Here is a 22,110-nt window from a genome sequence, read left to right as displayed (position 1 = left end):
GATTTGAGACATGAAAACGACTAAAAGGCAAAAGCGATGCAATTATGTATTACTTTTGCCTTTATTTATTTAAGATGGAAATAGCCGTTAACAATTTATCAGATTTACCTCTTGTAGCGCAGCAACTTTTAAAATTTGCAGGCAACGAAAAGATTTTAATTTTTGATGGTGATATGGGTGCTGGTAAAACCACTTTTATCAAAACTTTTTGTCAGGTTTTAGGTGTTCATGATGTGGTATCAAGTCCAACTTATTCCATTGTAAATGAATATGATAGTCCCACAGGCCAAGTATATCATTTCGATTTTTACCGCATCAAGGATATTCAGGAAGCATTTGACTTAGGCTATGAAGAGTATTTTTACGGTGGTGGAATGTGTTTAATTGAGTGGCCGGAAAAGGTAGCTGAATTATTGCCTGATCATTTCATTAAAACAGAAATTACCATTATGGATGAAAACCGGAGGGTGTTCAATTTCAGTAAGGTATAACATTTGATCTGAATTAATTACCAGAATTTCCGTACCTTGAACAACCTTAAACAGAAACAATTTTTTTAAAAGCAGCATGGCTACAGGAATACGCGAAGGAATGGCCGATATCGCCCGTCAGGGTTTATTGCAAACCCAGGAGGCAACACTGGAAACCAGAAACAGGAAGAACAGCCTGAACATTGGGATACCAAAAGAAATTTCGTTTCAGGAAAACAGGATCGCTTTAACACCATTATCTGTTGCCTTATTGGTTAACAATGGCCACCATGTTATTTTAGAAAGCGGTGCGGGTATTGCCGCCAACTTTTCTGATTCGGAATATGCAGAGCAGGGAGCCAAAATTGTTTACGATAAAAAAGAAGTTTTTGATGCTGATATCATTGTGAAAATTGCCCCGCCCATGCTGGAAGAAATTGCCATGATGCATAAGGGGCAGACTTTAATTTCTTCTTTACAAACCGGCACGCTGAAGCAGGACTACCTGAAAGCTTTGATGCATAAAAAGATTAATGCTTTGTGCTTTGAAAACCTCCGTGATGAAGGGAATGTACTAAGTGTAGTAAGAGCAATGAGTGAAATTGTAGGTTCTACTTCCATATTAATTGCTGCAGAGTATTTAAGCAATGTAACCGGCGGAAAAGGGTTAATGCTTGGTGGTTTTACTGGTGTGCCACCTACCGAGATTGTAATTTTAGGTGCCGGAACAGTTGGCGAATATGCGGCCAGAACAGCATTGGCTCTTGGAGCTGAAGTAAAGGTTTTTGATAGCTCTATTTACCGCTTACGCAGATTACAAAATAATTTGGGAAGCCGGGTTTTTACTTCTGTAATGCAGCCGATTGTGCTAAATAAAGCAATTGTTACCTGCGATGTCGTGATTGGTGCCATCAGGGCAAGCCACGGGCGTAGTCCTTGCATTGTAATGGAAGAAACGGTGGCGAGAATGAAACCCCATTCAGTGGTGATTGATGTCAGCATTGATCAGGGTGGTTGTTTTGAAACATCAGAAGTAACCAATCATACCAACCCCATTTTTAGAAAATATGATGTGATTCATTATTGCGTGCCCAATATCGCATCCCGGGTTCCGCGTACGGCATCTTATGCGCTTACCAATATTTTCGCACCTATTTTATTGGATATTGGTGAATTTGGTGGTTTAATGAATATGGTTTGGAATAATCCCGGTATTCGGGAGGCACTTTACATGTATCAGGGAAATTGTACCAATAAGGATTTGTCAGATATGTTTAACCTGCCTTTTAAAGACCTGGAATTGTTGGTGGTATCTAATCAGTAAATTTATTTTTCGCTATGCTGAGGTACGAAATAATTATTTTCATGAATGAGTTGCTTTGTACTTTGAAATGGTGACCTGTTTATAGAAACGACACTATGAAAACTAAACTCCTCATCTTATTCCTATTTGTTTCTTTCTCTGCTTCTGCTCAAAACGGCAAGAGGCCAAAGTTAGTTGTCGTTAACTCTTACAATCAATATTTAGCTTCTGTTAAAACCAATCCGGATAATGAGTTAGTGGAGATTAAGAAAGCTATTCCGAACATTACGCTGGATATTCGCTATGCCACGAAGAATAACTTCATGAAGCAGGTGATGTATAGGCAGGCGAGGGCATTTGCCCGTAAACCAGTTGTCGCTTCATTGAAGAAAATCCAGCGGGAATTAAATAAAAAAGGCTACGGATTGAAAATTTTTGATGGCTATCGCCCTTATGCCACTACAGTTGAGTTTTATAAAAAGGCAAGTGATAAAAACTTCGTGGCTGATCCTGCAAAGGGATCAAAACATAACCGGGGATGTGCTGTTGATTTAACATTGATTAACCTGAAAACCGGTAAAGAAATTGCAATGGCTACGCCTTATGATAGTTTCTCCGCTGCTGCTGCAGCAAACTATGAGCCGGTGAACCAAGAGGTAAGAAAGAACCGCAACTTTTTAATCAGGATCATGAAAAAGTACGGACTCAATGTACTTAAAAATGAATGGTGGCACTATGATTTTAGCGGATGGCAAAACTATCCGCTAATGAATATTCCTTTTGAAAAACTTTAAGTTGGTTGAATAGTCATTGGTCAATAGTTCATTTGTTTGGGCAGTTAAACAAGCGAGAAGCATGATAACTCCAAACTGATCACTCCGAACTAAAGGTGATGTGGCCTGCCAAACTGATCCATTTTCACCTTAGCCTTCTCATCTTTCAGGGTTAGGTGAAAAATATAGTCATAATCATCCTCCGTAAGCATTTCCATAGGTCTTTTGGCACCAAAAGCTTCAATAATTTCCAGCAGGGTATTGGAATGACCCGCTATGATAACTTTCTTGCCTGCATAATTTTTTTTAACAGAATCAACCAGTGATTTTGGGTCATTATAGTTAATCACCTTTGGGATGATCAGTGAATCTAAAGTTTGATGCGTTCTTTTGTAGGGTGTAGAAAAGGCAACATCAAAGTTTGTCTTTTGGAGAAAGGTGGCTAAATCACCTGCCCTGATTTTACCTTCATCGGATAGGTTAGGGTCCTTATCTTCAGGATTGGTTTTATCTTTTTCAGCATGTCTTACAATCCATATTTCTGTTGTTTGAGCAAAGGTAGCGATAGAAAAAAGTAAACTTAAGGAGCAGAATAGAATGATCTTTTTCATTTTATAAAGATTGAAAAATTTATCGGTTAAGAAAACAAGCCAATGGTATTGCATAATCGGTTAATATCAGAATGTTCGTGCCAGCTGCATAAAATAACCCGATTAATGGGTTTGCTTGCGGGCGTAGGGTAAGGAAAAGATGAAATTAAAATGTTGTGTTTCCATAATTGCTGGTCAATTGTAGCATCATCAATTAAAAATGCGGGGAAACCAGGTGCATATTTCCATGATTGATTCAGGTTCCTGGTTAATAAGTTTATGTTGTCCTGAAGTTTTAGCCACTGTTTTTTATATATACTTTCTGCATGCATAAAAGCATAAATACCAGCTGCGGCAGGAGGAGATGCGCCAACAAAGGTACTGGTAGATTTGAGCTGCATAATTATTTTTTCTGAACCCAATATCAATCCGGCGTCTACGCCAAGGGCTTTGGCCATTGAAGCCACCACCACATGACTGATGTTTTCTCTTTCAGGTAAGGAGGAGAATGCACTTAAACCCTGATTGTTTATTCCGATCCCATGAGAATCATCTACAATTAAAGTGATGTTTTTATCCGGTTCAATATTATTCAGGAAGCTGAAATCATAAACTTCAGGAACCAGGTTGTTCATCGCATTACTGATCAATATCCAGTTTTTTTCTGTTGAAGTATTGATTAACTGCAGGGTTTCTTTGCTCCAGTTTTTGAAAGTACCGTTAGCTTCGGGTTGTTCATCTATCCAAATTGAAGGATGGGTATTGGAATTGATAGCCAACTAACGTTTACTAGTTTTTCCAATTCAAGACCGATATCATTTGAATATCTATTTTGATCAAATAAACTTCTACTAATAAGAAAATCTTTTTGATATCTATAGAAATTATCTTCTTCAAGGTCCTCTAAATTAAAATTTTTAAACTTTGATGATTCATAGCTTTTGAGTGAAAACTCTATTTTTGGGTAGGGCGAGAAATCTCGTTCTATTTTCTCAACTTTTATTATAGCGTTTTCAAGCTTTTTTTTTGAATTCAATTTTGGAACAAGCTCAACCTCAATTTTGCCAAACTGAATGCTGTCCAACGCTTTAAAATTAGCCGTGAGTGTTGCGGCTATTAAATTAATAATTGTAGTCTTACCTGAACCGTTGACGCCAACTAAGAAATTAACGTCTTCATCAAAGTCAATTTTGACAGTTTTATCTCCCCAAAATTTTGTAATTACAACATTTTGTATTTTGTTCATCTGAGTAGTAATCTAAATGGATTATATTGTATTTAATTGGAAACATTTGTACTATATTATTATTCTAAATTATTCCATTAATCGGAACCAATCTTTTACAGTTAATTCAAGTCTTACAACTTCATCATCAGCCAATGCACAACAATGAGCAATTGGACCTCTAAGTTGATTAAGATTATTTGTGATTCTTTGAAAAGCTCTTTGACCACGTTTAAATAATGTTTCGAAGGCAGTCCAATTTTTTGTTACAATTTGAGTTAATTCACCGAATGTGGTGTAATCGATTTTTTCTTCTGAACGAATCGTAAAACCTGAATCTTCTTCTCTATGAATATTTTTTTCCACATTTTTTCTAATTTCTTCATCAACTTTCTCAAGCCACCAATTATCCCCATATTTTTCAAGCATTAATTGAACAACTAAACTTCTTATTGAACGTTCAAGACAGTAGAATACCTCGTAATGCTCAGCCATTAATTGCGCTTCAAGTCTGAACCTTGAATCAAATTGCAAATAATATTCACGACGTTTAGCTTGTAAGGGGGCTTTACGTCCTAGGTCGACTTGGAAATCTCTTTCAACTTTATCAAGCTGATTTTCTGCAAGCGAATTAGCCAACGCAAATAATTTAATCTTGGATTCAGTATTTAAACTAGTCATTTAAAAGATTTTCTTTTAAGGATTTGAAAATCGCATTATATATAGATGGATCATCTGTTTTTGGTAAAACAAGATTGATAGTATAGTTTAATCCTAACTTTATATCACTACTTACTTTTTTTTCTCTCTTATCTATGTTTTTTTCAATACCACTACTAACTACGCTATCTGATGCTTCTGTTTTCAAAGGAGTTGATTGACTTTCGAAGTCTGCTAGTTCTTTAGCATTGAAAAAAGTGGATACTATTCTATCAACTTTTGCTGAATCATGAGCCTCTCCAGTTGCCTCCATAACCAACCCCTTAAAGTTTTTCTTATCTAATTCATGACAATATTCATTGCGAGCATATAATTCAGAATATCCAACTTTTAAAGCGGAAGCCAAACTTGCACCAGACGTTGAAGGATTTCGAAATTGCTTATAAAGCATTGTTGGAGAGCCATCGCTATTTAACAATCCGCATTTTTTGGACCATGAAATAAATGTTAGGTAATTACCTCCTTTAAATCCTAACTTTGTACTTAGAAAATCGCCGCTAAATGTCTCAGGTGTTGCAGCATTTTTAATTTTATCTAAAATTTTGGCGATAGCACCGGGTGCGGCCATGTATGGGATTTCTGAAGCCATATCTTAAAGTTTGTTTTTTACCAAACCTATCCAGTGCTATTGGGCTTTGAAAGCAAAGAAGTAATTCACTTATTATTAAAAATGAGAAGAACAACAATACTAACTTAAAGAAGCATGATGAGGTTAATTTTTACTAATGTATGCAGATAATTGTAATTCACAAAATGTAAATTTGGATTTAGTAATTTTAATGCGAACCGAAATGCGAATGTTTCGAGGGTCGTTACAAAGAAGTTCATAGAACGATGTAACGATATGTTTTATGTAATAAAACGCGAGGCTTGGCGGTATTGTTGCCTAATTTGGCCTGAGCGAAGATTCGCAACGATAGTGACAAGCTGATGCCAGAGAAACCACGCAGGTTCGCCAAACTAAGAATGCGCTTAGATTTATCCAGGATGAAGCGAAGCAAATCCTAGATAAAGATAGAGAAAGCATTCACGAGGCAACCGCTTCACCAAAATTAAAACCATGACAGAAACATAGTGGATGGCGTGTGTTTTAAGTGGTGTTAGACTTGCCGAATACCGATCTCCCTTATCGGGTTTGCTATGCAGCTACCGAAGTACTACTGCAATGAAAGTAACTTTGCAAACCGTTGTAAATAGCTATAAATTGCCTTAGCACTACTAAATAAAGACTAAACCATTCCTTTCTCCGCTTAAGCCACCTTTGGGAGAGAGGAATGGTATTAGGATTAAAATGGCAAATCATCATCTTCACTAAGCACTGCAGGAGGAATAATTTTCTTTTCTTCATTAATGCCTACCACATCCTGTTTTGATATTTCATTGAGAAGATGCTCCATTTTCTCCTCTACTTTATAGTAAGAATCCCGTGCGGCTTTATGGAATGACCACAGTAATTTGGAACTATCATCATCTTGTTCATTTTCAGTGTCATATCTTTCTACCATATCTCCATTCTTATTGAATATACTGATAGTTATATTCGCTATCATAGTTACCATAGTCAAAAGAAACTACAATGGAACTTCCTTCACCAATCTGAAGTTTATATTCATCTTGACCACTAGTCTTGTTCCAAATTGCTTTTTTCTCTGAAGTCTTATCTCTTAAGAGTGTTACTATTTTCTTGCACTCGAATAATCTCGAACTTTTAAGAAACTTGGAACTTTTGGGAAACTGCAAACATTAAAAAAGCAAACCTGTTTGATCGGTCTGCTAATTTAAATCCCATTGAATATCTTGATAATAAACTTCGATTGAAGTATTACAATCGATAAGAAAAAAAAGCGAATGTTAATAACTTTATTGATAATCAATTAATTAAACAGCATTGCTTCTAGTTAATTTAAACCAATTATTGTTAATAATGTATCTTTGTTTTATGCAAATGGGAAACTATCTGCTTTATTCTTTGACATATTGAAAGTAAAACATGGCTAAACAGAGCCATAGTTTAAGTTAAAAATTAATTTGATGCGTCTCACTTACAAGATAGCTGTTAATAGTAAGGCTTAAGACATCAATTACTTAATATTATTATTAAAATGGCAAAGCGCATTTTATCAACAGGTAGTTCAGCAACTACCGTGAGCAAGTTCTTGAGTGAGTTATCATTCGGACAAAAAACAAGGTTTAATTACCTATCTTCAATATTTGAAGATGAAGCTACTGTAATCAATATAGTAAAGAATATTAAACCTCGTGGCCAAAATAGTTGGACTCAATTAAATGAAAAACTGAGCATAGTTGCTAATGCAGACTCTCAAGGTAGAGTTTATCATAATGCTATAAATCAAGCTTTTTGAGATTGATGTAGAATATACTTCGGACGATATTATTAAAATTATTGGAGACATACGTAGAGGTTTAAATATGCCAACTCACGTTGGAAGGTTAAAACGTTACTGTGAAGATGATTTCTTTACTATATTTATGATGTAGTAACCACTACTTCAATTGGAAACAAGCGAGCACCCAAATCTGATGTTATCGCATTTAAACCAATAATTAGCTTAATGCAAGCAGATTAATTAATTTACTTTCAATACGTTTTAGAATAACAAAGCCCACTCACGTGGGCTTTCGTGTTTACTCTTGTGTTTGTATCAATTTATTAGTTGTTCCCCAATTAATCTTATTATCTGGAAACTTCTCAGTTATAATATCAGCAACTTGTTGCAGTATCGCTTTAGTTGCCCAACTCTTACTAGATAATTGGTTAATCCATTCGGAATCTCCATCATCCATTACTTCATCTAATAAATCCTCACGAATAAAGTATATATCATGTCCAGTCTCATCATAAAAAACCAATGAGCCATCATCAAATCTAATCTCTTTTACTTCCATTTATTTATTGTCAAAATTTAGCGTAATAGCTTTATTGCTACTCCGCCTTAAAGATATTGAAGTTATTCTAATATTCATTTGGCATGCGCCAACTAACGCGCCAAAAGAATCAAGATTTCGATTGTTGGAGCTTGATATTTTAGTGTTTGAAAGTTATATTTGGATAAGCGATTACTTGTAGTATTATCTGCGAAATCACACTCAATAACCCTTTAAACAAAAAAAGCCCATCTTTCGATGAGCTTTTAATAAGTAGAGTCAATCGGCGGAAAATCGAACTTTTATGAACATTGTGAGGCCATAGTAAATTTTGAAAAAGTGGTCAATAACAAGATGGAGGGACAGTATAGGAAAAAGAAATTATCGTAAAATTTGTATTAGGTGCAAAATTGGCAACAATGGTATCTGGATTCGAAAAGAAATTGTCTGTTCTAACGAACCATAGGTGTGATTTCTTATTTATTTCCTGTTGATTAAATTCGCCAAAAAAAGTTAGATTTTGCTTAAAAGCACATTGCTGTAATCCTAAAATAACTATAACGTAAAATTTGCCGATAATAGGTTATTTGCTTTTAGGAACTCAAAGGATCTAAAAATTTGGCTTTGGGTGAAACGTTTTTTCTTGTCATGCCATTCATAAAAAGTTTTCAAAAGATTAGTCTTATCAAGGCTATTGTTTTTGGTTAGCTCAATACTGCATGCCAAAACAGTTGCTGCAAGTTCAGTTTCATCGGTTTTTTTTTCCCGAAACAACTCTATAATAAATTGAATGTGCTCATTATGTTCTGCATAGTAGCGCTGATAGTAGCTTTTATAAGAATCCAATTTTTCTGCAGGAAAATACCTCTTTACTCTATAATCTGGGGATCTCGGCATTAGTATCCACCTGTTTTCGCGCATAGTGGCCAGCTTTTTCGGTCTGTATTGTTCACTCTATTTCGCTTAAAAATGGCCACCCAGCTCATTTTAAGCGGTTTTAAGCTTTCCGGAAGTCCGACCGGACTCATTGATTGTTTTGCATGGAGAAATTAAATTGTCGATGCGCTAAAGACCTTAAAAACGAAACTTATAAATCTTTTGTTGGAGTATTTTTTATCGACGGTAATTTTCTGTTAGTCCAAGTCTAAAATGTCCTTTTAGAGGCTGAATATTACCTTCTAAGGAATCAGGAGGAGTGTCAGTGGACCAACAATTACGAATACTGTTTGAAAAATGACCAAGTCAGATTGGCCGGATTGAATATATTTGGGTCAGTCTTTGGGATACCATCAAAACCAGATGGTAAAAACGGGGTGTACAGTTTGGAATGAGAATCACTGCACAGTTTTAGCGAAATCCCCACTCTTTGGTAACGTTTTTCCTTAGAAAGGATGATTTTAGGTATAGTCAAGATAAAAAACCTGGGTGAATTATCATGATATCCAACAAGCATTTGACAATTGGGGATCAGAGTTCCCTCTCAGTGCATATCATCAAACCCATAAATAGTAACCAGGGCTAAATTGCCTAGCTTTACTAAACGCATCCAACTTTGTCCCAGCTCAGTCTTGGCTAAAAAAATGCCCTTCCAAGCCCACTGCTAAAATTTACCTTTCCCCGCAATAGCTGTCTATAGTCTAAATCCATCCTCAGCCAGCAGAGATAAGCTTGCTTGCGTATTTCCGCATAAACAAGGCTAGACTCCAAAATAAGCAATCAAACTGCATGCCCAGGTCGCTAGGGGCAAATTTTCCCCGAAAGATAGGCTTTCAGATAGGGGGCAGTTCGGCTTGTAGCATTTCTGCTTACCTCGGCAGGGCTCCCGGTTGCTACAATCTTTCCTCCCTGGGATCCCGCGCCCGGGCCGATATCGATGATATGATCGCTTCCTGCCACCACGTGCATATCGTGCTCTACCAGCACAACCGTATTGCCGGCATCAACCAGGCGATTAAGTTGGGCCATCAGCCGCTCAACATCGCTCGGGTGAAGGCCCGTCGTTGGCTCATCGAGGATATAAAGCGTGCTTCCGTTCTGCGCGCGCTGGAGTTCAGTGGCCAGTTTAATCCGCTGCGCCTCGCCCCCAGAGAGTTCTGTGGCAGATTGCCCAAGCCTAAGGTAGCCAAGGCCGACCTCCCTTACCGTTTCAAGCGCCCTTGAAATGCCAGGTTCTTCATCAAAGAAATCGGCGGCCTCATCCACGGTGAGCTGCAGCACATCGGCAATATTTTTATCCTTATAGAAGATCTTCAGGGTATCCGCGTTGTAGCGTGTTCCCATGCAGACAGGGCAGGGGGTATACACGCTGGGCAGGAACAGGAGCTCTACCATTACCTGTCCTTCGCCCTGGCAGTTGGCGCACCTTCCCTTGGCCACGTTAAAAGAGAACTGCCCGGCATCATAGCGCTTTTTCCTGGCCCCAGGCGTGCTGGCGAACAGCTTCCTCACCGGATCGAAAAGACCTGTATAAGTGGCCAGATTGCTCCTCGGCGTTCGGCCGATGGGTTTCTGGTCTACCACCACCAAACGGCGGATCCCCTTGAGCCCTCCGGCAATCGCGCCCTTTACCATGTCTTCAGGCTGCTGCTCCAAAAGGTCCGTTCCGCTTTCCGCTTCAGCTGCTTCTGGCTTTTGCCCCAGCGCAGCCCCCACCAGTTCAACCAAAACCTGGGAGATCAGACTACTCTTACCCGATCCCGAAATGCCCGTTACGCTGGTCATTATCCCAATCGGGATGGCAACATCTAAATCCTTTAGGTTATTCTTGTGTACCCCTTCTAGTTCCAGCCACTGTTCCGGTTTCCTTTCTGCCTGTGCATTGGCTTTAGCAGATGGTGTTTTAGGATAGAGATAACCCGCCGTGATGGACGCTTTGCAGTCCTTGATCTTTGCCGCCGGGCCGTTATAGATCACCCTGCCACCATTTTCGCCCGCACCGGGACCAATGTCCACGATCCAGTCGGCATGGCGGATGACCTCAATCTCATGCTCGACAACAAAGATCGAGTTGCCATCCTGTTTTAGCCGGTCAAGGATATTGAGGAGCGCCCGGGTATCCGCAGGATGTAGTCCTGCTGATGGTTCGTCCAATACGTAGACAACCCCGAAAAGATTAGAGTGTACCTGCGTAGCAAGCCTAAGCCGCTGCAGCTCTCCCGGAGACAGCGTCGGCGTACTCCGTTCCAGACTGAGATAACCCAGACCTAGTTCCAGCATCACCGCTATGCGTGAATATAGGTCAGCTGCGATCCGCTGGGTAACCAGTTGTTTTTCCAGGTGATGCCTATTTGAATTATCCCCCTTCGTTGATTGCCGTGCATAAGGACCGAAAAGATCTTGCAGCACCTGGAGCGGTTGTCGGCTCATCTGGGCAATATCCAATCCCTCGAATTTTACCGAAAGCGCCTGTTTTTTCAGCCTCTTTCCCCCGCAGACCGGGCATTCCCTTCCGGTCATAAACGAAAGCGCGCGTTTTTTCATCAACTGGCTCTGACTGGTCGCAAAGGTCTGCAGTACATACCGCCGTGCGCCAATAAAGGTACCCATATAATCGAACTGTTTTTTTGCCATGATTGCCCTTTTCACCTCTTGCAGGGTATACCCTGGGTAGACAGGAACCGAAGGCGATTCTTCAGTATACAAGATAAAGTCACGGTTTTTTTTAGAAAGCTGTTTCCAGGGAATGTCAACATCAATACCCATAGAGGTTAAGATATCCCGCAGGTTCTGGCCCTGCCACGCAGTGGGCCAACTGGCAACCGCGCGCTCGCGGATAGTTTTTGTTTCGTCGGGAACCATGCTCCTTTCGCTCACCTCATATACTTTACCCAGTCCATGGCAGTGCCCACAAGCACCTTCCGGTGTATTGGGCGAAAAGCCTTCTGCATAGATGATACCCTGTCCGCCTGGATAATCCCCTGCCCTGGAATAGAGCATTCGCAGCAAGTTGGAAAGGGTCGTCACGCTCCCCACTGTAGAGCGCGTCGAGGCTCCTCCGCGCTGCTGCTGCAGCGCAACCGCCGGTGGAAGTCCGGTGATGCTGTCTACCTCAGGGATCGACATCTGATTAAATAGCCGCCTCGCATAAGGAGATACGGATTCCAGATACCTGCGCTGTGCCTCTGCGTAGAGGGTACCAAAGGCTAGCGAAGATTTTCCAGATCCAGAGACTCCGGTGAATACTACCAACTGGTCCCTTGGTATTTCCAAATCGATATTCTTTAGGTTATGTTCCCTGGCACCTCTGATAACGATGCTGGGTAATTTTTTTTGTGAAGGCATATCTTGTTAAACAAAGCAAAGGGGATGCTAGTTTTTTTCGATTTCATCTAAGGGCAGAAACGTAAACATAAATTTAACTGAGACAAGATCCCCTGATGTTATCCATAGGGGATCTAGCCTTTTTATTTTTCACTTATTTAACTGCCAGCAAGGCAACCTTTTCGATTACCGGCGGCGTAGCCAGCAGTTCATCCGCATGGGCCATCAAAGCCTTGGCAATTTCTCCACCCAGATGAGCATCCCGCCCAGCTTCATCCGCAAAGGTATCGAATATACCGAAGGTAGACGGCGAGATCTGCAGCGCATACCAACGGATAGTTCCGGGTTCAGCTTCGGCCAAAGGCAGGGCACTTTTGATAAAATCTGCAACTTGTTGCTCTTTACCAGCTTTGGCCTCCAGGCGGGCCAGTAATGCTAATTTTTCCATTTCGTTTATAATTTAAGGATTATCGGCGGCAAAAATTCCACCGCCAAGAAAGCCCCACGAATAGTGCCACGTTATAATATTAACTACCAAATAATCAGATTATTAAAGATTAAAATAATAAAGTGCCCTAGGAAAGCTGAAAGGGTTAAACCTTTAAAGAAAATAAACATTTAATTTCACACCAGATACCCAAGCAGAGATGAGATGCTCCCAAAAGCGGCCACATATCCCCGCGCCAAACCGGACATTCTTGCCCAGAAGCCTACAACCAGCTAAAAGAAAAGCAACATGATCATACTTTATTTGCCCGTGATTTCTTTCCGGTGCTGCCTGCCCCAATCGGCAAGATTATCTATGATAGTTTTTAAAGTAAGTCCATATTCGGTAAGTTGATACAAAACGGTTACCGGTTGGGTACTTAAAACAGTTCTTTTAATCAATTTATTTACTTCAAGATCCTTAAGTTCCTTACTTAGCATCTTGTTGGAAATGCCACTCACGTCATTTAAAATGTCCGAAAATCTACGTTGGTTGAAATAACAGACAGAGGAAATTATAGATATTTTCCATTTTCCACTTAATACATCCATAGCATCATGGACAGCCAGGATCTGTTTTTTATTGTGCTCATTATCCGCCGGACAACAAATATTTTCCATAATTAGTTACCTAGTTACCCAAATGTTACTGTTACTTTTAGTTACAAAGTTACAATAATATATAAAGCTATTCTAAATTTGCATCATAAATTAAATCTATTAAAAATGAATTTTACAGGAAAAAACATAGTAATTACCGGAGGAACAACAGGAATAGGATTTGCAACCGCAACTGCCTTCATCGAAGCGGGCGCAAATGTATGGATTACAGGAAGAAACATCGAAAACCTCGACAAAGCCGCCGCTTTACTCAAAAGCGATCACCTTAAGACCGTTAAATCAGATACCTCAAACCTCGCTGGCATTGAAACTTTGGCCACAGCTATAGCAGAAAGCGGTCAAAAATTAGACGTAGTATTCTTAAATGCAGGAATAGCTACTTTTGCACCCATTGCAGAGGCTACTGAAGCCGATTTCGACGCACAGTTCAATACAAACGTAAAAGGACCTTATTTCACCTTACAGAAACTGCTTCCATATATGAATGACGGTGGTGCAGTAGTCTTCAATTCATCTACGGTGGCAACCGCCGCCCAAATGTACGGTAGTGTCTATTCCGCAACCAAAGGAGCCCTCAACAAGATTGCCCAAATTGCAGCAAATGAACTTGCCGGAAGAAACATCAGGGTAAACATGATCAGTCCTGGTCCCACACAGACGGAAGGTTTCGACAAGGCTGTGCCAGATGAGACCGTAAAAAAACAGTTTGCTTCAACAACAGCCCTGCAAAGAATGGGTAAACCTTCGGAAATTGCCAAAGCCGTTTTATTTCTAGCTTCTCAGGATGCAAGTTTTATTACAGGCGCTGAGCTATTGGCTGATGGCGGGTACATCGGATATGCACTGAAATAAAACCAATCTTTAAATAAATATCTTCAACAAAAGCTACTCTGGGTTAATCTTAGAACGGTCAGGCTTATTTCGGAGCAAAACGGCCGCACCGACTTTAATAATTAGATTCTCCAGGGGTAGTTTTTGCCTGTGACTTCAATACTGAAAACACCAGTTCTCCATTTATAAATCTCAAGCCGTTTTAGCAGTTTCTAGCCATAGGGATACGCCTCTTTGTAGTACCAATTGGAATCCGGAGCTCCACCCGGCTGAATACGCAAACAAAACGTTTAGACGTTATTCATTTACGGACGGTTTGAAGTTTTGTGAATATTAGCCGATCACCAAGAGTGAGGATGAGTCTAAAAGTACTATGTATGCTTGATGAAAACTATGCAAACCAAACAAAAGCAGAACTATTGCTGACAAGGTTAAGTTTTTAGAATGTATGTTGTCAATAAATTCAGTACGGCAACCTAATGCTATAATTTTTATTTCGTGCATAATCTCAGAAGTCTTGAAAAAACAACTGATATAACTAATTAATTCATCGAAGATTTACACCTGCATAAAGCATTGATGTTTTGCGATTTTTGAATACCCCCAATCGATCTTTTTCGTTAGATACTGAAATTTAAATAGTTAAATCTATGAAATCAGCTTATCTGTACGTCCGTGTCAGCACCGACGAGCAAAAAAGAAAGGGCTATTCATTGCCCGACCAAGAAGATAGATTGTTGAAGTATTGTGCGTCGAATGATATTATCGTGGAAGATATTTATCGAGAGGACTATTCAGCTAAAAACTTCAATCGGCCAGAATGGAAAAAACTTGTTACTGTTATAAAAAAAAAGCCTAAGAAAGAAGAAAAAAATATTCTATTTATTAAATGGGATAGATTTAGCCGAAACATACATAATGCCTATGAGATGATTGGCATTCTTAGGAAAAATAATGCATATGCTATAGCAATAGATCAGCCAATTGACCTTGATGTGCCTGAAAGTGTGATTATGCTCGCCGTTTATCTTTCTGTACCAGAAGCTGAAAATACCCGTCGAGCCCTAAATACTGCAAATGGTATGCGCCGTGCAAGACAGATGGGTAGGCATCCAAATAAGGCTCCGATAGGTTTCGTAAATTTAACCGATTCGGATGGCAAAAAAAGTATAGAGCCAAAGCAACCCGAAGCACGCATCATAAAGTGGATATTTCATCAGCTGCTCAAAAATATTTATCGGATGTCAGATGTTTGGAGAATGGCTTTGGACAAGGGTTTGCTGTGTTCAAAATCGAACTTTTCAAAGCTCATTCGTAATCCAGTTTATTGTGGTTTAATTCCGGTGAAACTTGACTCTTCTGATTGGCAGGTTGTCAAAGGCAGCCATAATGCATTAGTCTCCCCGTCTGTTTTTTACGAGGTGCAAAATATTATTAATACAAAGAGAAAGGTTTCAACCAGGAGAGAACTGCTTAGATCCACATTCTTTCTCAGAGGTTTTTTAAAATGTCCATTGTGTGATAAAAAGCTTACAGGCAGTTTTTCGCGTGGCTCAAAAAGTAAATACCCATATTATCATTGCTATAAGGGATGTAATAATCGAATAAGTGCAGTGTTGTTAAACTTTAATTATGAGAGAGAATTACAAAAGCTTTTACTTTCTCCTGGAGCGATAGAACTTTTTGATCTTGTTTTGGACGATTCTAATTTAAGGACAAATAAAGCAGAATATATAAGAGAGAGAAGAGAGTTGTTAAGGCAGTTGGCCCATCATCAGAATACACTCTCTAAGGCACGCAATTTGTTTGTAGATGATATGCTTAAGTTCGATGATTATAGCGAATTTAAAAATGAGTTCCTGATAAGGACTTCTTGCCTTAAAAAAGAATTAGGGGATAATATTGACAAACTGAATAATATTGACTTCCAGAGGAAGTTGGATCACGGAGAAATTGTAAGGGTTTTTAGAAAGTATGACACTTTTGATATAGCTGATAGGAGACACTTGCTAAATTTTCTGCCATTAAATACCGTTAACTTTCAAACTGGGGATATTTCTCTTAAACTGGACAGTGCATTATCAAAAATATTGATTTCTGAACTCAAAAGCTGATACAAATGAATTTCACCGAGCGTAAGATCTCTGTTAAACGGGCTATTGTTGTTTTAGCCAAGAATGGCATCTATGTGGATGATAGTGAAGCTGGTATTATTTTGGATTTCTTATATCTAATTTCTAAGAATTATTCAGGAAATCAAGATGGAAGAACCTATAATATCCCGAAAGAGACTTCGAACAAGTCAAAATCTGCATCAAAATCTTCCAATGATGTTTTTTAGACTATTCTTGTTTTAAGTCTAAGGACTTAAAAAGTAATTTTCGAACTGATACTGGTTTAAGCGTAAAGTTTTGACTAGTAGAATTTTATTGTCAAAAAAAAAGGAAACAACCATAATGTGGTGTTTCCTTATGTAGGTCAATCCGCGGAAGTTCGAACTTTTATGAGCATTGCGAAGCGATAGTTGATTTTGAGAATTTGTTAAACAATAAGGTGGAAAGGCAGTATCGTAAAAAGAAATTACTATAAGTTTTACCAAGGAATTTATCATTTTGAAATCTATTCCAATAGCCTCTTCAATGAATTGTTTCGCCCATTTTTGTATTATCAAGAAACGACCGTTTTTTGATAATTGGAAGAAGAGAAATAATGATCGCAATATTTCTCTTGCTCTGCCGTGTATTAGAACCCCTAGCTGAACTATCATAGATAGCTTAAACCTTGGTCTTGCAGCTTTGAATTGGTGCTTGCTCTAAAAAACTGTTAAATAGCAAATTAAATTGTTCAGAGAAATCCAAAAGGCGTACCAGTTAATGCAATAACGTGATCGTAAATTTGAGGTATTCCCTTTTATAAGTCCAGCAACTTCTAAGGCTTTAAGATGCTTTGCAACTGAAGATTCTTCAATTGGCAGATCGTTTATTACTCCTTCAGTACAACTTTCTTTCCTTGCAAGCCGGATCATTATAGCCATCCGGGCTGGGTGTGCCAAGACCCGCATGAACTTTGCAAGCTGCTTTTCTATTGGCGCATAGTCTCTGGTGTTGACCTCCATTTGGTTAGTGTTATTTGGCTAGTCGCAATGCATCTGCAAATTCACTTTGCAACAAACTATTTTCAATAGCTCTTGCTGAGGCTTCTACGTCATATTCAAACCTTATAAACTCTACCTGTATGCTGTTTTTATCTGATAGGGAGCTGTCTGCAGCAATGGTAAGTATCACATAGCAGCCCCTGGGATCTCCGTCTTTAGGCTTTCCTACCGACCCGAGGTTAACTACGTGCTTAAACTTATTATCATTATCCTCTAAAATACGATGGTAAGGCTTGTGAGAATGACCAACAAAGAGCATGTCTGCACCTGCTTCCTGCATCATATCTAAAACATACTTTTCATCCGTATCTATTAAAATATATTCATCTATACTTCTGGTGCTGCCGTGGGCAAAAACAAGATTGAGTGTTTCGGATTGTAGTTTGTATTCCAATTTAATGTGCGCAGGCAGTGTCTTCAGGTAATCTCTATTATCCTGGCTGATTAAATGATACGCATAATTCTTCCCTGGCTCCTGGAGACTATTCGGGGTTGTAATTAATTTTTCAACCTTCTGGTCATGATTACCTTTCAAAGTTCCGATTCCACGCTTACGGATCTCCTGGATAATTTCGTTTGGATAGATGTGGTATCCCACCAGATCACCGAGACAATAAACGGCATCGGGTTTTTGGTCATCCATATCGTCTAACATTGATTTAAATGCAGGTAGATTGGCATGAATATCTGAAAATAGTGCTATTCTCATACCTTATCCTCTACGCAACATGTCTGCATATTCATTCGGAAGAGGACTATCCTCTACGGCTTTAGCTGCCTTTTCTATATCATACTCAAAGCGAATAAATTCGACTTTAACACTGTCCTTATTGTTTACTGTACTATCAGGGTTGATGGTTAAAATAACATAACCACCCCTTGGGTCGCTGTCTTTTGGTTTACCTACTGAGCCAATATTAATGGCATGCCTGAAATGATCCGCACCTTCATTCCCTGAGTTTAAAATTCTATGATAAGGCTTGTGGGTATGGCCAAAACACATAATATCTGCATCTGCCTGTTCCATGATCCGAAGCATGCTTTTTTCATCACGGTCTTCAAAAAGGTATTCATTGACCTTACGGGGGCTACCATGTACAAACAGAATATTGCGTTTATCGTGGTTCAACTGGTATTCTAGTCTAATGTGAGCAGGAAGGGTTCTTAGATAAGCACGCTGTTCGTCCCTTACCACTTCGTTTGTGTAGGAGATAGAAACCTTACCTAATGCTTTTTCTTCTTCTGTTTTATAGGCACAACCGCAATCATCACTAGACCTGCCAATGCCCCAGTCATAATTTCCTGCGATAGTTGGTATGCCTCGTTTGCGAATTTCATCTATTACTTCGTTTGGCCAGATGTTATATCCAACTAAATCTCCAAGGCAATAAATTGCATCAGTGTTTCTGGTTTCAACGTGTTTAAAAAAGGCTTCCAGGGCAGGAAGATTAGCATGGATATCTGAAAAAAGTGCAATTCTCATTAATGTATGGTGTTTAATTTTTTTGACGGATAGTATTTCTTGCGGAAGTAAAAAGCAAGGTTGACCAGGGCAATCAGTGCCGGGACTTCAACCAAAGGGCCAATAACGCCCGCAAATGCTTGTCCCGAATTGATTCCAAAAACACCAATAGCAACTGCTATGGCCAGTTCGAAATTATTTCCTGTGGCCGTAAAAGCAATTGATGTACTTCTTGAATAGTCTGCACCGAAGTAACGGCCAGCAAAAAAGCTGATCACAAACATGATAGAAAAATAAATAACAAGGGGTATAGCAATTCTCACTACATCCATTGGAATTTGTACAATCAGTTCGCCCTTCAGGCTAAACATAATTACGATAGTAAAAAGTAGCGCTATCAAAGTAATTGGGGAAATCAGCGGGATAAACTTGTTTTGAAACCAGTCTTCACCTTTCAGTTTAATAAGGCCGTACCGACTGATTATACCCATTGCAAAGGGAAGCCCCAGGTAGATTCCTACGCTTTTAGCAATCTCGGAAATGGTGATGTTTACTTCAAGGCTCTCCAGACCAAAAAAAGGTGGCAAAACGGTAATAAAGATATAAGCAAACACACTGTAGAGCAATACCTGAAAAATGCTGTTCAGTGCAATCAAGCCTGCTGCATATTCCCTGTTACCCTCTGCAAGCTCGTTCCAGACCACCACCATAGCAATACACCTTGCCAGGCCAATAAGGATCAGCCCAACCATATATTCCGGATAATCTCTTAAAAAAGTGATTGCTAAAAAAAACATTAGAAGTGGACCAATTACCCAATTCAGAACCAGGGATACGCTTAAGACTTTAGTGTCTTTAAAAACTTCTCCCATCTTTTCATATTTCACCTTAGCAAGTGGCGGATACATCATTAAGATCAGTCCGATAGCTAATGGGATGTTTGTGGTTCCACTGGAAAACGAGTTTATAAATCCGGAGGAAGATGGTAGAAAATAGCCGGTAGCTACACCGATACCCATCGCTAGAAAAATCCATAGTGTAAGGTACCGGTCTAAAAAGCTTAATTTTCTTCTTTCGGCAGCAGGTGCACAGTTGTTTGCAGACATAGTTTATGATTGATTATTTAGCAGCAACCGCCACCTGGTGTACACGCTGATCCTGAAGCAGCAAGATTCTGAAATTGTACTTTTTGTTTTACTTCAGGAACACCACATAGTTCCGGAGCAAGGCACGCTGTTGTCTTAGCAATAAGCAGGAAGTTTTTACCATCGTAACCAAGGTCGTATTTACCAATAGTTTGAGCCTGGTATTCTACCTCAATTTCCAGATCTTCCATCGCCAATACTTCTTCAGAAAGAGATATGATGTTTAGCAACTTGCCTGCTTTCAAACGATGCTCAAAATCGTTGGCATCCCAAAGTTGGAAGTTGGCTACTTTTTCATGACGTACCGTACCGCCACAATCAATAAAATCTTTAGTAACAACACCAACTTCGGTCACATGGAAATGTTCAGGAACTGGTGTACCGTTTTCTAATTGAAAGTTTACGCTTTCAGCCTGCGCCAAGTGGGCTTTTATTTCTGATAGTTTCATAATTAAAGATTTAAGTATTTTTATATTGCAATTAAACGATTGATTTGATTAAAAAAAGCTAGCAGCAGCTAGCTTCTAGCTTATATGATCCAAGGAAGGCACCGATTTGGGCTTCCAGTAATTTCCATGTTTCAGGGTTTATGCAATAGCAAACGCTAACCCCTTCGATGGTACCCTGGATAATCCCGACAGACTTTAATTCCCTTAAATGCTGGGAGATTGTAGCTTGGGCAAGACCCAGCTCCTCTACAAGATCTCCACAAATACAAGTATTGAAAACTAGTATTCTTTGCAGAATAGCAATACGTGCAGGGTGAGCCATTGCTTTTAATAGCTGAGCAAGCTGGTTCTGCTCGGAGGTAAACATTTCGGTTTTTGTAAGTCCCATATAATATTGCAATATTACGATTTATTAATGAAACAACAAATTTATCAGAATATTAATTTTAATTCTTCTGATCTCTCTTTTTGCTGCTAAGGTTTAAAATCAAATAACCTAATAGTCCTGATATTACGGAGCCGACAAGAATTGAAAACTTTGCTTCCTGAACAAGCAGCGGGTCAGCGAAGGATAAGATTGATATAAATATGGACATGGTAAACCCGATACCTGCAAGTAGGCCAACACCAAGGATATGAACCCATTTTGCATTTTCAGGTAGCTCACTTAGCTTAAGCTTTACGCTGAGCCATGATATAAATAATATACCCAAAGATTTACCAATAACCAGACCTAGCACAATGCCCATTCCCAGACCTGTAAAAAGCCCTTCTACCATGCCGTTTTCAAAACGGATGTTGGTGTTGGCCAGTGCAAATATTGGAATGATCAGAAAATTAACGGGTTTAGTAAGTGCATGCTCTAGTTTTTCCAGTGGAGACTCTTTATGATCTGCTGTTGTGGGTAGTGTAAGCGCTATCAAAACTCCTGCAATAGTTGCATGAATGCCTGAGTGATGAACAAAGTACCAGATAAAAATACCTGGAATTAGGTAAAAGGCAAGGTTCTTTAACCCGAAGCGATTAAAGAGGAACAGTAGTATCAATATAGCCCCGGAATAAACCATATTCATATAGTGGAGATCCGAAGAGTAAAATACCGCGATTACTAATATTGCAAGCAGATCATCAACAATAGCCAGGGCAGCTAGAAAGATCTTTAGGGAAAGTGGAACCTTTACTCAGGAGCGATAGAATGGCTAGTGCAAAAGCAATGTCTGTAGCCATTGGTATACCCCATCCGCTAGCAGTTGGCGTATCACGGTTAAATATGGTATAGATTATTGCCGGCACAATGGCACCACCAATCGCACATATAATCGGAAGTATTGCCTTTTTAGGTGAGGAAAGTTCACCTTCCACAATTTCCCTTTTAATTTCAAGTCCCACCAAAAGAAAGAAAATGGCCATCAGGCCATCATTGATCCATAGCGCAACAGAATACTTTAAATGTAAACTGGTGGTTTCATATCCAATTTGATTCGCTAAAAAGTTATCAAAGCCTTCACCCAGTGGCGAGTTTGCTATTATTAAAGACAAAATTAAACAGGAAAATAAGATAATCCCACTTGATGTTGTAGAGTTGAAAAAGTCTTTAAAAACCTTTTTGTTGATCGACATTGGCATATTTTTCAAATATAACATTTTCATTTTTACGGTCTAAATCTGCCTCCTGTTAATTCAGACACCAGAGCAAAACCATAGGTAATGACAGATTTTAAAAATATTTTTCTAT

General features: G+C 39.2%; 24 protein-coding genes and 1 pseudogene. 7 read left to right on the top strand and 18 right to left on the bottom strand.

The window, feature by feature from the left end; genetic code table 11:
• Window positions 1-74 precede the first annotated feature (74 nt).
• The 3 genes from tsaE (at window position 75) to CBW18_RS05830 (ending at window position 2,567) form a co-directional block, all read left to right on the top strand.
• The gene (gene tsaE / locus CBW18_RS05840) at window positions 75-491 is read left to right on the top strand and encodes a tRNA (adenosine(37)-N6)-threonylcarbamoyltransferase complex ATPase subunit type 1 TsaE (RefSeq protein ID WP_172406452.1); all 417 of its coding nucleotides are present in this window, start codon (window positions 75-77) and stop codon (window positions 489-491) included.
• Between the two features lie 76 nt (window positions 492-567).
• Window positions 568-1,794, top strand: coding sequence for an alanine dehydrogenase (locus tag CBW18_RS05835; protein WP_088300363.1), 1,227 nt, complete (start codon window positions 568-570; stop codon window positions 1,792-1,794).
• Window positions 1,795-1,889: 95 nt separating this feature from the next.
• Window positions 1,890-2,567 (top strand): M15 family metallopeptidase, encoded by a 678-nt coding sequence (locus CBW18_RS05830; RefSeq protein WP_088300362.1) that lies wholly within the window; start codon window positions 1,890-1,892, stop codon window positions 2,565-2,567.
• 89 nt (window positions 2,568-2,656) lie between these two features.
• On the opposite strand, the gene CBW18_RS05825 is transcribed toward CBW18_RS05830, so the two are convergent.
• The 6 genes from CBW18_RS05825 to CBW18_RS05800 form a co-directional block, all read right to left on the bottom strand.
• The gene (locus tag CBW18_RS05825) at window positions 2,657-3,157 is read right to left on the bottom strand and encodes a histidine phosphatase family protein (protein ID WP_172406451.1); all 501 of its coding nucleotides are present in this window, start codon (window positions 3,155-3,157) and stop codon (window positions 2,657-2,659) included.
• A 26-nt stretch (window positions 3,158-3,183) separates the two neighbouring features.
• On the bottom strand, window positions 3,184-3,915 hold the full coding sequence (locus tag CBW18_RS05820) for an aminotransferase class I/II-fold pyridoxal phosphate-dependent enzyme (RefSeq protein WP_088300360.1): 732 nt from the start codon (window positions 3,913-3,915) through the stop codon (window positions 3,184-3,186).
• Window positions 3,876-4,382, bottom strand: coding sequence for an ATP-binding protein (locus CBW18_RS05815; protein ID WP_088300359.1), 507 nt, complete (start codon window positions 4,380-4,382; stop codon window positions 3,876-3,878). Before CBW18_RS05815 ends, CBW18_RS05820 begins: the two co-directional genes overlap by 40 nt.
• A 69-nt stretch (window positions 4,383-4,451) precedes the next feature.
• A complete protein-coding gene (locus CBW18_RS05810) occupies window positions 4,452-5,042 on the bottom strand; it encodes a Swt1 family HEPN domain-containing protein (protein WP_088300358.1) in 591 nt (196 codons plus the stop codon).
• On the bottom strand, window positions 5,035-5,670 hold the full coding sequence (locus CBW18_RS05805) for a DUF5343 domain-containing protein (protein ID WP_088300357.1): 636 nt from the start codon (window positions 5,668-5,670) through the stop codon (window positions 5,035-5,037). The genes CBW18_RS05810 and CBW18_RS05805 overlap by 8 nt, the downstream gene beginning before the upstream one ends.
• Before the next feature lie 697 nt (window positions 5,671-6,367).
• Entirely contained in the window at window positions 6,368-6,586 is a 219-nt protein-coding gene (locus tag CBW18_RS05800) for a hypothetical protein (protein WP_140418634.1), read from the bottom strand.
• A 597-nt stretch (window positions 6,587-7,183) separates the two neighbouring features.
• On the opposite strand from CBW18_RS05800, the gene CBW18_RS05795 reads away from it, so the two are divergent.
• Window positions 7,184-7,444, top strand: coding sequence for a hypothetical protein (locus tag CBW18_RS05795; RefSeq protein WP_088300355.1), 261 nt, complete (start codon window positions 7,184-7,186; stop codon window positions 7,442-7,444).
• Window positions 7,445-7,727: 283 nt separating this feature from the next.
• Here CBW18_RS05795 and CBW18_RS05790 read toward each other — a convergent pair whose 3' ends face one another.
• The 5 genes from CBW18_RS05790 to CBW18_RS05770 all read right to left on the bottom strand — a co-directional run bounded on the left by CBW18_RS05790 (window position 7,728) and on the right by CBW18_RS05770 (window position 13,334).
• Window positions 7,728-7,988, bottom strand: coding sequence for a hypothetical protein (locus CBW18_RS05790; protein ID WP_088300354.1), 261 nt, complete (start codon window positions 7,986-7,988; stop codon window positions 7,728-7,730).
• Window positions 7,989-8,522: 534 nt separating this feature from the next.
• Complete coding sequence (locus CBW18_RS05785; RefSeq protein WP_140418633.1) at window positions 8,523-8,888, bottom strand: hypothetical protein; 366 nt, start codon at window positions 8,886-8,888, stop codon at window positions 8,523-8,525.
• Window positions 8,889-9,704: 816 nt separating this feature from the next.
• Window positions 9,705-12,248: an excinuclease ABC subunit UvrA gene (uvrA, locus tag CBW18_RS05780; RefSeq protein WP_088300352.1), complete on the bottom strand. Its 2,544-nt coding sequence runs from the start codon at window positions 12,246-12,248 to the stop codon at window positions 9,705-9,707.
• Between the two features lie 133 nt (window positions 12,249-12,381).
• Window positions 12,382-12,675: a putative quinol monooxygenase gene (locus tag CBW18_RS05775; protein ID WP_088300351.1), complete on the bottom strand. Its 294-nt coding sequence runs from the start codon at window positions 12,673-12,675 to the stop codon at window positions 12,382-12,384.
• Between the two features lie 299 nt (window positions 12,676-12,974).
• Window positions 12,975-13,334, bottom strand: a complete 360-nt coding sequence (locus CBW18_RS05770; protein WP_088300350.1) for a helix-turn-helix domain-containing protein — start codon at window positions 13,332-13,334, stop codon at window positions 12,975-12,977.
• A gap of 105 nt (window positions 13,335-13,439) precedes the next feature.
• On the opposite strand from CBW18_RS05770, the gene CBW18_RS05765 reads away from it, so the two are divergent.
• From CBW18_RS05765 to CBW18_RS21540, 3 genes are all read left to right on the top strand, one after another.
• Entirely contained in the window at window positions 13,440-14,186 is a 747-nt protein-coding gene (locus CBW18_RS05765) for an SDR family oxidoreductase (RefSeq protein WP_088300349.1), read from the top strand.
• Between the two features lie 629 nt (window positions 14,187-14,815).
• Complete coding sequence (locus tag CBW18_RS05760) at window positions 14,816-16,279, top strand: recombinase family protein (RefSeq protein ID WP_088300348.1); 1,464 nt, start codon at window positions 14,816-14,818, stop codon at window positions 16,277-16,279.
• A 5-nt stretch (window positions 16,280-16,284) separates the two neighbouring features.
• Window positions 16,285-16,506, top strand: a complete 222-nt coding sequence (locus CBW18_RS21540) for a PTS sugar transporter subunit IIBC (protein ID WP_187593135.1) — start codon at window positions 16,285-16,287, stop codon at window positions 16,504-16,506.
• Window positions 16,507-16,977: 471 nt separating this feature from the next.
• On the opposite strand, the gene CBW18_RS21820 is transcribed toward CBW18_RS21540, so the two are convergent.
• From CBW18_RS21820 to nhaA, 7 genes and pseudogenes are all read right to left on the bottom strand, one after another.
• The gene (locus tag CBW18_RS21820; protein WP_371566363.1) at window positions 16,978-17,226 is read right to left on the bottom strand and encodes an ArsR/SmtB family transcription factor; all 249 of its coding nucleotides are present in this window, start codon (window positions 17,224-17,226) and stop codon (window positions 16,978-16,980) included.
• Window positions 17,227-17,290: 64 nt separating this feature from the next.
• Window positions 17,291-18,028, bottom strand: coding sequence for a metallophosphoesterase (locus CBW18_RS05740; RefSeq protein ID WP_088300345.1), 738 nt, complete (start codon window positions 18,026-18,028; stop codon window positions 17,291-17,293).
• Between the two features lie 3 nt (window positions 18,029-18,031).
• On the bottom strand, window positions 18,032-18,802 hold the full coding sequence (locus CBW18_RS05735; protein ID WP_088300344.1) for a metallophosphoesterase: 771 nt from the start codon (window positions 18,800-18,802) through the stop codon (window positions 18,032-18,034).
• Entirely contained in the window at window positions 18,802-19,887 is a 1,086-nt protein-coding gene (gene arsB / locus CBW18_RS05730; RefSeq protein ID WP_088300343.1) for an ACR3 family arsenite efflux transporter, read from the bottom strand. The genes CBW18_RS05735 and arsB overlap by 1 nt, the downstream gene beginning before the upstream one ends.
• Window positions 19,888-19,904: 17 nt before the next feature.
• The gene (locus CBW18_RS05725) at window positions 19,905-20,375 is read right to left on the bottom strand and encodes a DUF6428 family protein (RefSeq protein ID WP_088300342.1); all 471 of its coding nucleotides are present in this window, start codon (window positions 20,373-20,375) and stop codon (window positions 19,905-19,907) included.
• Between the two features lie 58 nt (window positions 20,376-20,433).
• On the bottom strand, window positions 20,434-20,763 hold the full coding sequence (locus CBW18_RS05720) for a helix-turn-helix transcriptional regulator (RefSeq protein WP_088300341.1): 330 nt from the start codon (window positions 20,761-20,763) through the stop codon (window positions 20,434-20,436).
• 58 nt (window positions 20,764-20,821) lie between these two features.
• A pseudogene (gene nhaA / locus CBW18_RS05715) lies at window positions 20,822-22,001 on the bottom strand (Na+/H+ antiporter NhaA).
• Window positions 22,002-22,110 lie beyond the last annotated feature (109 nt).

Origin of the sequence: Pedobacter sp. AJM (assembly GCF_002197755.1) — a bacterium.
GTDB lineage: Bacteria > Bacteroidota > Bacteroidia > Sphingobacteriales > Sphingobacteriaceae > Pedobacter.
Note: the sequence above shows the minus strand (reverse complement) of the source record. Positions and strands in the feature narration are given on the sequence as shown.

Excerpts from the sequence above, each read along its gene's own strand:
- tsaE (WP_172406452.1), top strand. The coding sequence starts at position 75 with ATGGAAATAGCCGTTAACAATTTATCAGATTTACCTCTTGTAGCGCAG.
- CBW18_RS05740 (WP_088300345.1), bottom strand. The coding sequence starts at position 18,028 with ATGAGAATAGCACTATTTTCAGATATTCATGCCAATCTACCTGCATTT.
- CBW18_RS05720 (WP_088300341.1), bottom strand. The coding sequence starts at position 20,763 with ATGGGACTTACAAAAACCGAAATGTTTACCTCCGAGCAGAACCAGCTT.
- uvrA (WP_088300352.1), bottom strand. The coding sequence starts at position 12,248 with ATGCCTTCACAAAAAAAATTACCCAGCATCGTTATCAGAGGTGCCAGG.
- CBW18_RS05785 (WP_140418633.1), bottom strand. The coding sequence starts at position 8,888 with ATGCGCGAAAACAGGTGGATACTAATGCCGAGATCCCCAGATTATAGA.
- CBW18_RS21820 (WP_371566363.1), bottom strand. The coding sequence starts at position 17,226 with ATGCGGGTCTTGGCACACCCAGCCCGGATGGCTATAATGATCCGGCTT.
- CBW18_RS05775 (WP_088300351.1), bottom strand. The coding sequence starts at position 12,675 with ATGGAAAAATTAGCATTACTGGCCCGCCTGGAGGCCAAAGCTGGTAAA.
- CBW18_RS05835 (WP_088300363.1), top strand. The coding sequence starts at position 568 with ATGGCTACAGGAATACGCGAAGGAATGGCCGATATCGCCCGTCAGGGT.
- CBW18_RS05795 (WP_088300355.1), top strand. The coding sequence starts at position 7,184 with ATGGCAAAGCGCATTTTATCAACAGGTAGTTCAGCAACTACCGTGAGC.
- CBW18_RS05815 (WP_088300359.1), bottom strand. The coding sequence starts at position 4,382 with ATGAACAAAATACAAAATGTTGTAATTACAAAATTTTGGGGAGATAAA.
- CBW18_RS05830 (WP_088300362.1), top strand. The coding sequence starts at position 1,890 with ATGAAAACTAAACTCCTCATCTTATTCCTATTTGTTTCTTTCTCTGCT.
- CBW18_RS05800 (WP_140418634.1), bottom strand. The coding sequence starts at position 6,586 with ATGGTAGAAAGATATGACACTGAAAATGAACAAGATGATGATAGTTCC.
- CBW18_RS05810 (WP_088300358.1), bottom strand. The coding sequence starts at position 5,042 with ATGACTAGTTTAAATACTGAATCCAAGATTAAATTATTTGCGTTGGCT.
- CBW18_RS05825 (WP_172406451.1), bottom strand. The coding sequence starts at position 3,157 with ATGAAAAAGATCATTCTATTCTGCTCCTTAAGTTTACTTTTTTCTATC.
- CBW18_RS05725 (WP_088300342.1), bottom strand. The coding sequence starts at position 20,375 with ATGAAACTATCAGAAATAAAAGCCCACTTGGCGCAGGCTGAAAGCGTA.
- arsB (WP_088300343.1), bottom strand. The coding sequence starts at position 19,887 with ATGTCTGCAAACAACTGTGCACCTGCTGCCGAAAGAAGAAAATTAAGC.
- CBW18_RS05760 (WP_088300348.1), top strand. The coding sequence starts at position 14,816 with ATGAAATCAGCTTATCTGTACGTCCGTGTCAGCACCGACGAGCAAAAA.
- CBW18_RS05790 (WP_088300354.1), bottom strand. The coding sequence starts at position 7,988 with ATGGAAGTAAAAGAGATTAGATTTGATGATGGCTCATTGGTTTTTTAT.
- CBW18_RS05805 (WP_088300357.1), bottom strand. The coding sequence starts at position 5,670 with ATGGCTTCAGAAATCCCATACATGGCCGCACCCGGTGCTATCGCCAAA.
- CBW18_RS05770 (WP_088300350.1), bottom strand. The coding sequence starts at position 13,334 with ATGGAAAATATTTGTTGTCCGGCGGATAATGAGCACAATAAAAAACAG.
- CBW18_RS05735 (WP_088300344.1), bottom strand. The coding sequence starts at position 18,802 with ATGAGAATTGCACTTTTTTCAGATATCCATGCTAATCTTCCTGCCCTG.
- CBW18_RS05765 (WP_088300349.1), top strand. The coding sequence starts at position 13,440 with ATGAATTTTACAGGAAAAAACATAGTAATTACCGGAGGAACAACAGGA.
- CBW18_RS21540 (WP_187593135.1), top strand. The coding sequence starts at position 16,285 with ATGAATTTCACCGAGCGTAAGATCTCTGTTAAACGGGCTATTGTTGTT.